Raw genomic sequence first — 14,022 nt, 5'->3', positions numbered from 1 at the left:
GCGCGCACGGGCGGCACACGCGTGCCGGCCGGTTCGATTGCGCCGTTATGCCGGGATCAGGCTAGCCCGTACCGCGCCGGTCCGCCCCGGCGGACCCGGCGCTCCGGCTCCCTGCCGGAGGACCCGGATGTCCCGGGTACGCTGCCGTCTGCCACCCCCGACATGCAGATGAGAGGCAGTGCGCCCGTGACCTCCGTTGCCCCAGCCGTCCGGAACCGCCGCCGGACCGCTCTCGCCGTCGTGCTCTGTGCCGGGCTCACCGCAGCCCTCACGGCATGCGCGGGCGAGGACCCGGACAAGGGGACGAACGGCGTCGGCAGACTCCCGGCCGCCGAGATCGAGACGAGGACCAGAACGGCGGCGGACGCGGCGGACGCGGTGCGGCTCGCGGGCAAGCTCGTCAGCAAGGGCGGCACGTACACCCTCGACATGCAGCTCAACGAGGAGGGCGGCTCAGGCTCCGTCACCTCGGGGAAGAGCACCTTCGTGCTGCTCCGGGTCGGTGACGAGCTCTTCCTCAAGGCCGACTCCGCCTTCTGGAACCACGAGGAGAGCGACCAGGGCTCGGCCGCCGACCGGGCGGCCGCCGAGAAGCTCGACGGCAAGTACGTGAAGGTCCCCGAGGGCGACCCCACGTACAAGCAGCTGCGCGGCTTCACGGACAAGGAGATCCTGCTCGACGGCCTGCTCTCGCTGCACGGCAAGGTCGACAAGGGCGACCGGGACACCGTCTCCGGGGTCCGCACGATCCAGATCTACGGCGGAAAGGGCGAGGGCGGCGCGCTCGATGTCGCCCTGGAGGGCAAGCCGTACCCGGTGCGCTTCGCACGCGGCGGCGGCGGGGGCACCATCCGCCTCCAGGACTGGAACAAGCCCTTCGCACTGGAGGCGCCGGCCGAGGACGACACCGTCGACTACGGCGGCCAGCTCCCGAAGTCCTCGGGCTGAGCCGCATCCCGGCGGGGCGCCGCGTCAGCTCCTGCGGCGGCGCTTCAGCAGCAGCCGGGGGAGGGCGTCCGGCACCGGCCGGCGGGTGGTCGCCCCGGTCGGCAGCGGGGGCGCGGCGAGCGAGGTGTCCGGCAGCCCGGTCCGGATCTCGCCGGGCGTCAGCCGTACCACCGCGCACTCGCGCGCCCAGCGTTCGGTCATCAGCTCGGCGTCCGGCGCGTTCAGCCGCTTGCCCTTGAGCTCGGCGACCGCGGCCTCCCACTCATCGGAGTGCGGTGCGAGCACGGCGACCGCGGCGGTCCAGACGACGAGACGGCCGCCCTTGTCCTTGCTCCGTACGGTGACCTCGGCGGTGGCCCCGTCGGTGATCCCGGGCGGGAAGGGCTGTTCACCGGGGCCGTCGCCGACGAGATGGGCCGCGCCCTCGTGCCAGACGTGCCACAGCGCACGGGCGGGCCCGGTGCCCCGTACCCAGACCAGACCGGACTTCTTCGTGGCCTCCTCGACGAGGGCCCGGTCCAGCAGCACGTCAGCAGCAGCAGTCATGGCCGCACTCTATGGGACCGGGCCGGTGTGCTCAGAGCCAGCCGTTGCGCTTGAGGATGCGGTGGATGGAGAAGCAGACCACCCCGATGACGCCCATCACCATTGCGTAGCCGTACTTCCAGTGCAGCTCGGGCATGTGGTCGAAGTTCATGCCGTAGACGCCGCAGATCATCGTCGGGACCGCGACGATGGCCGCCCAGGACGTGATCTTGCGCATGTCCTCGTTCTGGGTGACGGTCGCCTGCGCCAGATTGGCCTGGAGGATCGAGTTCAGCAGCTCGTCGAAGCCGATGACCTCCTCATGGACCCGGGCGAGGTGGTCGGCCACGTCACGGAAGTACTTCTGGATGTCGGGGTCGATCAGCCGCATCGGGCGCTCGCTCAGCAGCTGCATCGGGCGCAGCAGCGGCGAGACGGCCCGCCTGAACTCCATCACCTCGCGCTTGAGCTGGTAGATCCGGCCCGCGTCGGAGCCGCGCCGGCTGCCCTTCGCCGGGCTGGAGAAGACATCGATCTCCACCTCGTCTATGTCGTCCTGCACGGCTTCGGCCACGGCGATGTAGCCGTCGACGACATGGTCGGCGATCGAGTGCAGTACGGCGGAGGGGCCCTTGGCGAGCAGTTCCGGGTCGTCCTGGAGGCGGCGGCGCAGGGCGCGCAGCGAGCCGTGCCCGCCGTGCCGGACGGTGATGACGAAGTCCCGGCCGGTGAAGCACATCACCTCGCCGGTCTCGACGACCTCGCTGGTCGCGGTCAGTTCGGCGTGCTCGACGTAGTGGATGGTCTTGAAGACGGTGAACAGGGTGTCGTCGTAACGCTCCAGCTTGGGACGCTGGTGGGCGTGGACGGCGTCCTCCACGGCGAGCGGGTGAAGGCCGAACTCCCGTGCGATGACGGCGAATTCCTCCTCCGTCGGCTCGTGCAGGCCGATCCACGCGAAGCCGCCGCTCTCCCGCACCCGGAGCATCGCCTCGTGCGGGGTCGGGCAGGCGGACGCCTCGATGCGCCGTCCGTCGCGGTAGACCGCGCAGTCGACGACCGCGCTGGAGGCGGAGGGGTCGCGGGTGGTGTCGTAACCACCGCTGTAGGGAGCGCTGTTCTTGCGGAGGGACGGGCGCAGGGACGGGCGCACGGCGGCGCGCAGGTCGCGGATCATCGACATGGGCTGACTCCTTCACGGAGGGCCGTCGGCGGGGCGTGGAACAGCCCGGAATGGGGACGTGTGCTCACGTCCGCAAAGCGGGCGGCACCGCGCGGGCGCGATGACGGCATTCGCTACAGACAGGCAAAAACGAAAGGCTCTTCCGTGGTGCGAACTGCCGTGGGGTCTTGACCGCGAAGGGGTCAGATCACCGGGGGAAGGCGTCGTGCGGAAGAGCGGGCGGTACTGCACGGTCGACTTGGATCCATGGCAGTCCCCACCTCCTCCGGCCGGTCCCCCGTGAGGGACGACGTGTCGTCGGGACTGAGAGAGCGACGCTTCTGCGCGCTGTCCCGACCGGCGGCCAGGCTATCAGCCGCCCAAGGCCCAATCCCTTACTTTGCCCATTCGATACGCGCTCTATGCTCGCCGCATGGGAGAAATTCTTGCGCTGGTCGAGGCGCGGCTGCGGACGGCCCTGGGCGAGCCCGAGGCACGCGCCGGTGTGACGTTCCTCGGTACCGACCGCATCGAGGTGCTCCGCTTCATCGACGGTGACGTGGTGCGCTACGCCACGCTCGGCATGTCCGCCCAGCCGATGGCCGATCCCACCTCGCCGCTCGCCGATCCGGTGAAGGGCCCCCGGGCCGAACTCGTCCTGTCGGTACGGGCGGGGCTCGCCGACACCGACCAGGTGCTGCGTCCGCTCGCCGTGCTGGCCGCCTCCCCGCAGGTGGAGGGGCTGATCGTGGCCCCGGGCGCCTCGCTGGACCTCGGGCAGCCGCTGTGGACGGGGGCGCCGTTCAGCTCGGTGCTGGTCGCGGAGCCGGGCGGACTGGTCGAGGATCTGGAACTGGACGAGCCGTGTGAGCCGGTGCGCTTCCTGCCGTTGCTGCCGATGACGCACAACGAGGCCGCCTGGAAGCGGGTGCGGGGGGCGCAGGAGCTCCAGGAGCGCTGGCTGTCGCACGGGACGGACCTGCGGGATCCGCTGCGTACGTCCGTGGTGCTGGACTGAACCGCGGCCCCGGGGGCGCACCCGCCCGTCCCCGGGGCCCGGCCCGCCCGCGTACGCCGGTCAGCCGGCGAAGGCCGTGACGCCGTCCTCGGTGGCGTGCTTCGGCTCCAGCTCCCGGGCCTCGTGCGTCAGCGCCGTGCGCCGGATCCGGACGACGGCCGCTCCGGCCAGCGCGGCGAGCGCGGCGACGACGAACGGGATGTGGATGTCGCTCCACTCCTCGATCTTCGGGGCGAGGAAGGGTGCGGCGGCCGCGGCGAACCAGCGGACGAAGTTGTACCCGGCGCTCGCCACCGGACGCGGCGCGTCGGAGACGCCGAGCGCCAGCTCCGTGTAGACGGTGTTGTTCATGCCGATGAAGGCACCGGAGACGATCGTGCAGACGATGGCCGTGGTGTGGTCGCCGTATCCGAGGATCAGCAGGTCGGCGGCGAGCAGTACCAGCGAGGCGCCGACCACCTTCAGCGAGCCGAAGCGCTTCTGCAGCCGCGGGGCGACGAGCACCGAGAAGACCGCGAGCAGCAGGCCCCAGGCGAAGAACACCGCCCCCGACTTGTACGGGGTCATGTTCAGCACGAACGGGGTGAAGGCCAGGATCGTGAAGAACGCGTAGTTGTAGAAGAACGCCGAGGCCGCGACCGAGGCGAGACCGCCGTGGCCGAGCGCCTTGAGCGGGTCCAGCAGGGACGTCTTCCGCGCGGGCCTGGGCTGTTCGCGGAGGAAGGCGGCGATGCACAGGAAGCCGATCGCCATCAGGGCCGCGGTGCCGAAGAAGGGGTAGCGCCAGCTGGCGTCCCCGAGCAGCGCGCCGAGCAGCGGCCCGCACGCCATGCCGAGGCCGAGCGCCGACTCGTACAGCAGGATCGCGGCGGCGCTGCCGCCGGCCGCCGCGCCGACGATCACCGCGAGCGCGGTGGAGACGAAGAGCGCGTTGCCCAGGCCCCAGCCCGCCCGGAAGCCGACCAGTTCGGCGACGGAGGACGAGGTCCCGGAGAGCGCGGCGAAGACGACGACCAGGGCGAGGCCGGTCAACAGTGTCCGGCGGCCGCCGATCCGGCTGGAGACGAAGCCGGTGACGAGCATCGCGACCGCGGTGATCAGGAAGTACGAGGTGAACAGCAGCGACACCTGACTGGGCGTCGCTTCGAGCCCCTTGGCGATGGACGGCAGGATCGGGTCCACCAGACCGATCCCCATGAACGCGACGACGGACGCGCCCGCGGTCGCCCACACGGCCTTGGGCTGGCGCAGGATGCTTGACGCCCCCTCGTCGAACGGATCCTCTCCCGGCATGGGTTCTCTCGCTCTCCACTAGATCGTTGTGTTATACACAGAATAAGTTAGAGCGCCTAATAAGTGCAAGCTACATCTATTTTTGCGGACGAGAGCCACGCTGCGGACGGGTGATCGTCCTTGACGCGGGGAGGTCCGCGGAGGACCGTTGGCGGTTATGAGGGGCGAACCCAGTTGCCCGAAGTGCGGTGGCCGGGTCAGGGCGCCCGGTCTCTTCGCCGACTCCTGGCAGTGCCCTGCGCATGGTCAGATCCATCCGCTGCAGCCGGTGATCCCGCCCAGCGTCGAGGCGCTCGGCGTGGTCGTGCACCGCGCGCAGGTGCCCGTCTGGATGCCCTGGCCGCTCCCGGTGGGGTGGCTGTTCACGGGGGTCGCGTCCGCGGGGGACGACCGCAGCGGAGGCCGCGCGACCGTCGTCGCCTGCTCCGGCCCGGGGCCGCTCGGCGGCATGGGCGAGCTGCTGCTCGTCGCCGAGGAACTGGGCGTCGGCCTCGGTGCGCGCTACGCGGGGATCGAAGGACCCGACCCCGGCCCGCGTCTGTGCGTCGACGGACGGCCCGACGCCAAGGTCCTGGCCGCCGGACGCCCCACCCCTCTGTGGCACGTCAGGGGTGCCCCGGAGGACCGGGCGGTCTTCGCCGGTGAGGCGCGGGGGCTGTGGCTCTGGGCGATCGTCTGGCCCGAACAGGCGGGGCTGCTGCTCCACGACGAACTGGTACTGACCGATCTGCGTGACGCCGGGGGGGAGTCGGACCTCGTCCCGTGCGGGGCGCTCACACCCCGGCTGCTCAACGCTTCCGGCGGCCCTCCCCGGCAGGGGGCCGCCGGGGTATAGGGGGGCGGTTATCCTTGAGCGACCCGTCCGGCCACACCTGTCACTTTTCCCCGTCCTGTCCCCGCGAGTTCTGGAGTACGCGTCGTGCGCATAGATCTGCACACCCACTCCACCGCGTCGGACGGCACGGACACCCCCGCCGAACTGACGGCGGCCGCCGCGGCCGCGGGGCTCGATGTCATCGCGCTCACCGACCACGACACCGTCGGCGGACACCGGGAGGCCATCGACGCCCTGCCCGAGGGGCTCACCCTGGTCACCGGCGCGGAACTCTCCTGCAAGCTCGACGGCGTGGGCCTGCACATGCTGGCGTACCTCTTCGATCCCGAGGAGCCCGAGCTGGCCCGCGAACGCGAGCTGGTACGGGACGACCGGGTGCCGCGCGCCCAGGAGATGGTCCGCAAACTCCAGGCGCTGGGTGTCCCGGTGACCTGGGAGCAGGTCGCCCGCATCGCCGGGGACGGTTCGGTCGGCCGGCCGCACGTGGCCACCGCGCTCGTCGAACTCGGTGTCGTCGAGACCGTCTCCGACGCCTTCACGCCCGACTGGCTCGCGGACGGCGGACGGGCGTACGCCGAGAAACACGAACTCGACCCGTTCGACGCGATCCGGCTGGTCCGGGCGGCGGGCGGCGTCACCGTCTTCGCCCACCCGGCCGCCGTGAAGCGCGGCGCCGTGGTGCCCGAGTCCGCGATCGCCCGGCTCGCCGCCGCGGGGCTCGACGGCATCGAGGTCGACCACATGGACCACGACGAGCCCACCAGGGCCCGGCTGCGCGGGCTCGCCCGTGAACTGGGACTGCTGACGACCGGGTCCAGCGACTACCACGGCACCCGCAAGACCGTCCGGCTCGGCGAGTACACGACCGACCCCGAGATCTACGGCGAGATCACCCGGCGCGCCACGGGAGCCTTCCCGGTGCCGGGCGCCGGCGGAACCGGCCACTCGTAGTCCCCCGTTCGCGCGCTCGCGCACGAATCCGTACCGCACCCACCGCACACCGCTCCCGCGCGCCCGGCCGCCGTCATGCGGCAGGCCCCGGCCGCCGCTGAGGCTGCCCCGGCCCGCGGCCGCACACTCCCCGTACCGCCCGCTTCTCTCCTCGCAAGGCTCACTGTGTTCGACGTCGCTGTCTTCGGATCCCTTTTTCTCACGCTTTTTGTGATTATGGATCCGCCCGGAATCACTCCGATCTTCCTCGCGCTCACCGCGGGCCGCCCCGCCAAGGTGCAGCGCAAAATGGCGCTCCAGGCGGTCATGGTCGCCTTCGGGGTGATCGCCGTCTTCGGTCTGCTCGGCCAGCAGATCCTGGACTATCTGCATGTCTCCGTGCCCGCGCTGATGATCGCGGGCGGGCTGCTCCTGCTGCTCATCGCGCTGGACCTGCTGACCGGCAAGACCGATGAGCCGACCCAGACCAAGGACGTCAACGTCGCGCTCGTACCGCTGGGCATGCCGCTGCTGGCCGGGCCCGGCGCGATCGTCTCGGTCATCCTGGCGGTGCAGCACGCGGACGGGGTGGGCGGCCAGGTCTCGGTCTGGTCGGCGATCGTCGCCATGCACGTGGTGCTCTGGCTGACCATGCGCTATTCGCTGCTGATCATCCGGGTGATCAAGGACGGCGGCGTGGTGCTGGTGACCCGGCTCGCCGGAATGATGCTCTCGGCCATCGCCGTGCAGCAGATCATCAACGGCGTCACCCAGGTCATCCAGAACGCCTGATCCCGGGCGCGCACCACGCGCCCCGCACACCACAGCGCCCCCGCACGGACCTTCCGTGCGGGGGCGCTTCGTCTTTACGGCGCAATGCGTGACAAGGCGTTACGAAGCCGGACTGTCGGCCGGGCGGATATAGATGCGCTGGCCCACTGCCGCGGCCTGCTGCACGATCCGGTTGACGGAGGCGGCGTCCACGACGGTGCTGTCCACGGCGGTACCGTCGACATCGTCGAGTCGCATGATCTCGAAGCGCACAAGGCTTCCCTTCGTCTGATCCTCCTGCTGGAGAACTGCTGGGAGGACGGGGCGACCCCGTCCGCAAGGATGAAGAGCGCAAGGCATCGGCGTCTCGCGCTCCACAGGGGGTACAACGGCTTGCCCCCTGAAATCATTCCCTACGCTAAGGAAATTTTTTGGATGTCTAAGTACCCGCCAGTGGCTGCGCATGCGCAGACGATGAGGTCCGCATGAACGAGGCGGACGCAGAACCCTTCGGCCGGGCCGAGATCGAGGACCGCCTGGACCGCGCCAATCAGCTGCTCCAGCGCGTGCTGGCCGAGGTGTCGAAGACCCCCTCGACGCACGCGATCTTCGTGGACGCGGGCTATGTGTACGCGGCGGCCGGCCTGCTCGTCACCGGCACCGAGGACCGCCGCTCCTTCGACCTCGATGCGGAGGGGCTGATCGAGGCCTTCATCGACAAGGCCCGCACGATCTTCGCGGACAGCAGACTGCTGCGCGTCTACTGGTACGACGGGGCCCGGCGCCGCATCCACACCGTGGAGCAGCAGTCCATCGCCGAACTCCCCGACGTCAAGGTGCGGCTCGGCAACCTCAACGCCAACAACCAGCAGAAGGGCGTCGACTCCCTCATCCGCACCGACCTCGAATCACTCGCCAGACACCGCGCCATCAGCGACGCGGCCCTCGTCGGCGGCGACGAGGACCTGGTGTCGGCGGTCGAGGCGGCCCAGGGCTACGGCGCCCGCGTCCACCTCTGGGGCATCGAGGCCGCCGAAGGCCGCAACCAGGCCGAGCCACTGCTCTGGGAGGTCGACAGCCAGCGCACCTTCGACCTCGACTTCTGCCGCCCCTATGTCACCCGGCGGCCCGTCACCACGTACGAGGACGACACCCCGGCACCCTCGCGCGAGGACGTCCGCTTCGTCGGCGCGCAGATCGCCGCCACCTGGCTCTCCGCCCGCGGCCGTGAGTCCCTCGCCGACCTGCTGCCCGGACACCCCTATCTGCCGGGATCGGTCGACCAGGACCTGCTGGTGGAGGCGGAACGGCTGCTCCAGCACTCCCTGCGCGGCCACGCGCACCTGCGGCGCGCGCTGCGGGACGGGTTCTGGCAGCACCTCCAGGCGCAGTACTGAGGCACTGACGCGGCCCGGCCGCGCGGGCGACGCCGGCCACCGGGGCCCCGAAGGGGTGTCAGAGGCCGTCCCAGAACGCGGCCAGTGCGGCGGCCGTCTCCTGCGGCCGGGCCGTGTTGGGGGAGTGCTCGGCGCCCTCGACCGTGGTGCGGCGGGCCCCCAGCCGCCGCGCCATCGCGTCGAACTGCTCCACCGGCCAGACGTCGTCGCGCTCGCCGGAGATCACATGGACGGGGAGCGCGAGGGCGGCCAGTTCCGCCACCCGGTCCGGTTCGCCGGCCAGCTGGGCGCCGGTGGCGATCAGCTGCGCCGGGCTGTGCAGCAGCCAGCGGTGGCGCAGCGCCTCGCCGTCACCGGTGTCCACGTCCTGCGGCGGGTCGAGGGCCCGCATCGCCTCCCACACCTCGGCCATGCTCATCACCGACAGCGCGTCGCCGAGCATCTTCACCTTGTCCCGCTGGGCGGCGACGACCTCGGCGGGGCCCGAGGACATGAGCGTCAGGGAGCGGAAGGGGGTGGCGTCGAGCAGGACGGCGGCGCGGGCGATCTGCCCGCCGAGCGAGTGGCCGAGCAGGTGGACACGGCCGGGAGTGCCGTCGCCGTCCTCGGTGAGCGCGGCCGCCTGGGCGAGCACGTCGCGGGCCAACTCCTCCTGGACGTACGGCTCCTGACGGTCCGTTCCCCGGGTCTCGTACTGCCCCCGGCCGTCGACGGCGACCACGCGGTACCCGGCGTCGCAGAGCGGTTCGAGCAGGGCGATGAAGTCCTCCTTGCTGCCGGTGTATCCGGGCAGCAGCAGGGCGGTGGAGTGGGGTGCCCCGGTACGCGGTGCGGCATCCAGCACGGCGAAGTCCCCGCGTGCGGTTCGCAGCACACGGGCACGGGCACAGGAGGGCGGGGTGAAGGTGGGCGGCCGGCTCATACGACGAGGCTATCCCCGGATGTACGTATCACGCCCGGCAGCCGTACGGCCCCGCTCCCGCGAACTGCGGGAACGGGGCCGTACGGGAGCGATGCGCGGCTGTCAGCCCTCGGTCGTGGCCGCCTCGGCCTTGGCCGTCGCGCGGGTGGCCCGGCGGCGGCGCGGCTTGGCCGGGGCCTCCGCGTCGGCGGCCCCGCCCACCACGGCCTCGGCCTCGGCGACCACCGCGGCCTGTGTCGCGGTGACCGCGCGGGTCGCCCGGCGGCGGCGCGGCTTGGCCTCGGCCTCGTCGGCCGGAGCCTCGGTCACGGTCTCCGCGACGGCCTTCGCCCGCGTGGTCCCCGTCGCCGTGGTCTTCTTCGCCTTGGCGTCCGCCTTCGGCTTCGCTTCGGCCTTCGGCTCGGCCTTCGCCTCGGTCTTCGGCTTCGCGGCGGCGGTACGGGTCCGGCGGCGCGGCTTCGTCTCCGGCTCGGGCTCGGACGCCGGGGCGATCTGGAAGTCGACCTCGTCGACGGCCGGCTTCACGACCCGGGCGCGGCGGCGCGGCCTGGCGGCCGGCTCGGCCACCGGCTCGGCGAAGCCGACGGCGACGGCCACGGTCTGGAACTCGGCCGGTGCCTTGACGGCCGGTGCCTCGACCGCGGGGGTCCTGGCCGCAGGTGCCTGCGTGACCACGTCCTCCACCGGCTTCGCGGCGGCGGTACGGGTGCGGCGGCGGCGCGGCTTGCTCTCCGCCACGGGCTCCGCCTCGCTCACCACATCGGCGACTGGTGCCACATCGGCGACCGGTGCCGCGGGGGCCTCCACCACGGCCACAGCGGCCTCGGCGGCGGCCTCGGGGGCACCTACCCGGGTACGGCGGCGGCGACGCGGTGTACGCGGCTCCGCCGGACCCTCGGCGGCCTCAGGGACGACGGTGGCCTCGCCGGCCGGTGCGGGCACCGTGGCGGTGCCCTCCTCCAGCGTGGCTCCGCTGCGGGTGCGACGGCGCTGACGCGGCGTACGCGTACGCGGCTCGCGCTCCTCGCGGGCGGGGGCCGGTGCGCTCGCGGCGGACTTGCGGCCGCGGCCGCCCGTTTCGCCGAGGTCCTCGACCTCTTCCGCGCGCAGACCCGCACGGGTGCGCTCGGCACGGGGCAGTACGCCCTTGGTGCCCGCGGGGATGCAGAGTTCCTCGAAGAGGTGCGGCGACGTGGAGTACGTCTCCTGCGGGTCGGGGAACTTCAGGTCCAGCGCCTTGTTGATGAGCTGCCAGCGCGGGATGTCGTCCCAGTCGACCAGCGTGATCGCGATGCCCTTGGCGCCCGCGCGGCCGGTCCGGCCGATGCGGTGGAGGTAGGTCTTCTCGTCCTCCGGCGACTGGTAGTTGATGACATGGGTCACACCCTCGACATCGATACCGCGGGCCGCGACGTCGGTGCAGACGAGAACGTCCACCTTGCCGTTGCGGAACGCGCGCAGCGCCTGCTCGCGCGCGCCCTGGCCCAGGTCGCCGTGGACCGCGCCGGAGGCGAAACCGCGCTTCTCCAGCTGCTCGGCGATGTCGGCGGCCGTCCGCTTCGTACGGCAGAAGATCATCGCGAGCCCGCGGCCCTCGGCCTGCAGGATGCGCGAGACCATCTCGGGCTTGTCCATCGAGTGGGCGCGGTAGACGAACTGCGCCGTGTTCTTGACGGTCGAGCCCTCGTCGTCGGGCGACGTGGCGTTGATGTGCGTGGGCTGCGACATGTAGCGGCGCGCGAGGCTGATGACGGCGCCGGGCATGGTCGCCGAGAACAGCATGGTCTGGCGCTTCGGCGGCAGCATCGTGATGATGCGCTCGACGTCGGGCAGGAAGCCGAGGTCCAGCATCTCGTCGGCCTCGTCGAGGACGAGCGCGCGGATGTGGGACAGGTCGAGCTTGCGCTGGCCCGCCAGGTCGAGCAGCCGGCCCGGGGTGCCGACGATCACGTCGACGCCCTTCTTGAGGGCCTCGACCTGGGGCTCGTAGGCACGGCCGCCGTAGATCGCGAGAACGCGGACGTTGCGGACCTTGCCGGCGGTCAGGAGGTCGTTGGTGACCTGCTGGCACAGCTCACGGGTGGGAACGACGACCAGGGCCTGCGGGGCGTCGGTCAGCTTCTCGGGCGCGGCGCGCCCGGCCTCGACGTCGGCGGGGACGGTGACGCGCTCCAGGAGCGGCAGTCCGAAACCGAGCGTCTTGCCGGTGCCGGTCTTGGCCTGGCCGATGACGTCGGTGCCGGAGAGCGCTACGGGGAGCGTCATCTCCTGGATGGGGAACGGGGACATGATGCCGACCGCCTCAAGGGCTTCGGCCGTCTCGGAAAGGATCCCGAGGTCGCGGAACGTAGTCAGGGTGCTGCCTCTTCTGTGAGACGCGGTCCGAGGCGAACGCTGGGGGTCGTACCGTGCCGGGGTTGGTCATCCGGCCGTGGATGGGCCGGGTGGCGCGGGACCACTGCCGTCGCTCGAGCGCTCGTGCCGCTGAGGGGGCCCCTCATCTGCGGTCGTACGTGTCGTACGCCTCGCGTGGAGGGCTGTCGGGTCGGAGCCGATCGGGCCACCGACCGGGCATCCTCATTCAAGGTCGCGCCCCTGGCACAGGAAAATGCTCAGTAGACGCAATACCACTATACCCCGGATTCGCGCATGTGTGTTGGGCGAATTCATCGGAACGGTGTGATGTCCGTCGTCGGCCGGGCCTCTCGGTGCTCCGCCGAGAGGGCTATTGTGCGCTCCATGGAGACGCCTGACAACGCCGCTGAACCCGCCAACGAAGCGCCCGAATCCCCCGCACCCACCGGAATCGCCGCCCAGGACTGGGCCACCGCGTCCGCCGAGCCGCAGTACCGCGCCGCGGTCGTGGATCTGCTCGGCGCACTCGCCTACGGCGAGCTGGCGGCCTTCGAGCGGCTGGCCGAGGACGCCAAACTCGCACCGACTCTCGGTGACAAGGCGGAACTGGCGAAGATGGCCTCCGCCGAATTCCATCATTTCGAGCAGCTGACGGACCGGCTCACCGCGATCGAGACGGATCCGACGGCCGCGATGGAGCCGTTCGCCAAGGCACTCGACGACTTCCACCGGCAGACCGCGCCGTCGGACTGGCTCGAAGGCCTGGTCAAGGCGTACGTCGGTGACTCGATCGCCAGCGATTTCTACCGCGAGGTCGCGGCCCGGCTCGACACCGACACCCGCTCGCTCGTCCTCGCCGTGCTCGACGACACGGGGCACGGGAACTTCGCGGTCGAAAAGGTGCGCGCCGCGATCGAGGCCGAACCGCGGGTCGGCGGCCGGCTCGCGCTGTGGGCCCGCCGACTGATGGGCGAGGCGCTGTCCCAGGCCCAGCGGGTGGTCGCGGACCGGGACGCCCTGTCGACGATGCTCGTGGGCGGTGTGGCGGACGGATTCGACCTGGCCGAGGTCGGACGGATGTTCTCCAGGATCACCGAGGCCCACACCAAGCGGATGGCCGCGCTGGGTCTGGCCGCCTGATCCGTCTGATCCGTCTGGTCCCTCTGATCCGGCGGGCCCGCCCCGGCCCGGCGGGCCCGGCCGCACCGCCGGGGGGCCGGGCTACTGGGCCGCCGCCGACCGGCCGAGGCGGCGGCCGCGCGGCCGGATCAGCAGGGACAGGGTCACCGCCCCGACGAGCACCGCGCCGGTCAGGGTCGCCAGGACATGGCCGGAGCCCAGCGCCGTGTGGGTCAGATAGGCGCCGAACAGGGCGCCCAGTGTGCCGGTGAGGAACACGGGACGGCCGGACGGCAGACGGCCGGGCAGTGAACGGAGCGCCGCCCAGGACAGGGCGAGTCCGAGCACGACGGAGCCGAAGGTTTCCCAGATCACGGAGGATCACCTCGCGGGTTGTGCGGGGCGGGTAAGTCGGTCGAGGCGGTACTACCCGTGGGTCACCGGGCGCAACCCTCCCGCGAGCTGCGGAAACCCGGCCGAACGCACCCGGGGCACACGGAACCGGTACCGGCTCAGCGGGCCCCGGGGAAGCGGTCCCGGGGAGCCGGGGGAAAGCGGCCCCGGGAGCGCGGAGAAGCGGTCCGGGGAGCGCGGAGAAGCGGTCCGGGGAGCGCGGAGAAGCGGTCCGGGGAGCACGGAGAAGCGGGGGGGGGGGGGGCCCCCCCCCCCCCCCCCCCCGGGGCCGCGGGGGGGGGGGGGCCCCCCCCCCCCCCCCCCCCCCCCCCCCCCGCGGGGGGCGCCCCCCGC

Annotated in this window: 14 protein-coding genes; 7 read left to right on the top strand and 7 right to left on the bottom strand. The window is 71.8% G+C overall.

Translation table 11 applies throughout. The annotated features are described in order from the left end of the window. Positions 1-186 precede the first annotated feature (186 nt). Entirely contained in the window at positions 187-948 is a 762-nt protein-coding gene (locus ACIGJO_RS06410) for a hypothetical protein (protein ID WP_399952880.1), read from the top strand. A gap of 24 nt (positions 949-972) precedes the next feature. Here the strand turns inward: ACIGJO_RS06410 and ACIGJO_RS06405 are convergent, their stop codons facing one another. Further along, complete coding sequence (locus ACIGJO_RS06405) at positions 973-1,494, bottom strand: hypothetical protein (protein WP_399952877.1); 522 nt, start codon at positions 1,492-1,494, stop codon at positions 973-975. A 31-nt stretch (positions 1,495-1,525) separates the two neighbouring features. Then, on the bottom strand, positions 1,526-2,656 hold the full coding sequence (locus ACIGJO_RS06400) for a magnesium and cobalt transport protein CorA (protein ID WP_399952874.1): 1,131 nt from the start codon (positions 2,654-2,656) through the stop codon (positions 1,526-1,528). A 412-nt stretch (positions 2,657-3,068) separates the two neighbouring features. Here ACIGJO_RS06400 and ACIGJO_RS06395 point away from each other — a divergent pair, with 412 nt between their 5' ends. After that, the gene (locus ACIGJO_RS06395) at positions 3,069-3,653 is read left to right on the top strand and encodes a suppressor of fused domain protein (protein ID WP_399952871.1); all 585 of its coding nucleotides are present in this window, start codon (positions 3,069-3,071) and stop codon (positions 3,651-3,653) included. A gap of 60 nt (positions 3,654-3,713) precedes the next feature. On the opposite strand, the gene ACIGJO_RS06390 is transcribed toward ACIGJO_RS06395, so the two are convergent. Then, positions 3,714-4,946: an MFS transporter gene (locus ACIGJO_RS06390; protein WP_399952869.1), complete on the bottom strand. Its 1,233-nt coding sequence runs from the start codon at positions 4,944-4,946 to the stop codon at positions 3,714-3,716. Between the two features lie 157 nt (positions 4,947-5,103). On the opposite strand from ACIGJO_RS06390, the gene ACIGJO_RS06385 reads away from it, so the two are divergent. The 3 genes from ACIGJO_RS06385 to ACIGJO_RS06375 all read left to right on the top strand — a co-directional run bounded on the left by ACIGJO_RS06385 (position 5,104) and on the right by ACIGJO_RS06375 (position 7,503). Then, positions 5,104-5,781 carry a DUF6758 family protein gene (locus ACIGJO_RS06385; RefSeq protein ID WP_399952866.1) on the top strand — a complete coding sequence of 226 codons (678 nt, stop codon included), beginning with the start codon at positions 5,104-5,106 and terminating at the stop codon, positions 5,779-5,781. Positions 5,782-5,865: 84 nt separating this feature from the next. Beyond that, on the top strand, positions 5,866-6,732 hold the full coding sequence (locus ACIGJO_RS06380) for a PHP domain-containing protein (protein WP_399952863.1): 867 nt from the start codon (positions 5,866-5,868) through the stop codon (positions 6,730-6,732). A gap of 165 nt (positions 6,733-6,897) precedes the next feature. Then, positions 6,898-7,503: a MarC family protein gene (locus tag ACIGJO_RS06375; RefSeq protein WP_266923553.1), complete on the top strand. Its 606-nt coding sequence runs from the start codon at positions 6,898-6,900 to the stop codon at positions 7,501-7,503. Between the two features lie 99 nt (positions 7,504-7,602). Here ACIGJO_RS06375 and ACIGJO_RS06370 read toward each other — a convergent pair whose 3' ends face one another. Next, on the bottom strand, positions 7,603-7,755 hold the full coding sequence (locus ACIGJO_RS06370) for a hypothetical protein (protein ID WP_399952859.1): 153 nt from the start codon (positions 7,753-7,755) through the stop codon (positions 7,603-7,605). A 212-nt stretch (positions 7,756-7,967) separates the two neighbouring features. Here ACIGJO_RS06370 and ACIGJO_RS06365 point away from each other — a divergent pair, with 212 nt between their 5' ends. Next, positions 7,968-8,879: an NYN domain-containing protein gene (locus tag ACIGJO_RS06365; protein ID WP_399952856.1), complete on the top strand. Its 912-nt coding sequence runs from the start codon at positions 7,968-7,970 to the stop codon at positions 8,877-8,879. Between the two features lie 58 nt (positions 8,880-8,937). Here the strand turns inward: ACIGJO_RS06365 and ACIGJO_RS06360 are convergent, their stop codons facing one another. Together ACIGJO_RS06360 and ACIGJO_RS06355 are read right to left on the bottom strand one after the other, a co-directional pair. Further along, a complete protein-coding gene (locus ACIGJO_RS06360; RefSeq protein WP_399952853.1) occupies positions 8,938-9,801 on the bottom strand; it encodes an alpha/beta fold hydrolase in 864 nt (287 codons plus the stop codon). 102 nt (positions 9,802-9,903) lie between these two features. Beyond that, entirely contained in the window at positions 9,904-12,090 is a 2,187-nt protein-coding gene (locus ACIGJO_RS06355) for a DEAD/DEAH box helicase (RefSeq protein ID WP_399952850.1), read from the bottom strand. Between the two features lie 450 nt (positions 12,091-12,540). Here ACIGJO_RS06355 and ACIGJO_RS06350 point away from each other — a divergent pair, with 450 nt between their 5' ends. Continuing rightward, entirely contained in the window at positions 12,541-13,296 is a 756-nt protein-coding gene (locus tag ACIGJO_RS06350; protein ID WP_266923563.1) for a ferritin-like fold-containing protein, read from the top strand. 81 nt (positions 13,297-13,377) lie between these two features. Here ACIGJO_RS06350 and ACIGJO_RS06345 read toward each other — a convergent pair whose 3' ends face one another. Further along, on the bottom strand, positions 13,378-13,650 hold the full coding sequence (locus ACIGJO_RS06345) for a hypothetical protein (RefSeq protein WP_399952847.1): 273 nt from the start codon (positions 13,648-13,650) through the stop codon (positions 13,378-13,380). Positions 13,651-14,022 lie beyond the last annotated feature (372 nt).

The organism is Streptomyces sp. NPDC079020, from assembly GCF_044542225.1.
Lineage (GTDB): Bacteria > Actinomycetota > Actinomycetes > Streptomycetales > Streptomycetaceae > Streptomyces.
Note: the sequence above shows the minus strand (reverse complement) of the source record. Positions and strands in the feature narration are given on the sequence as shown.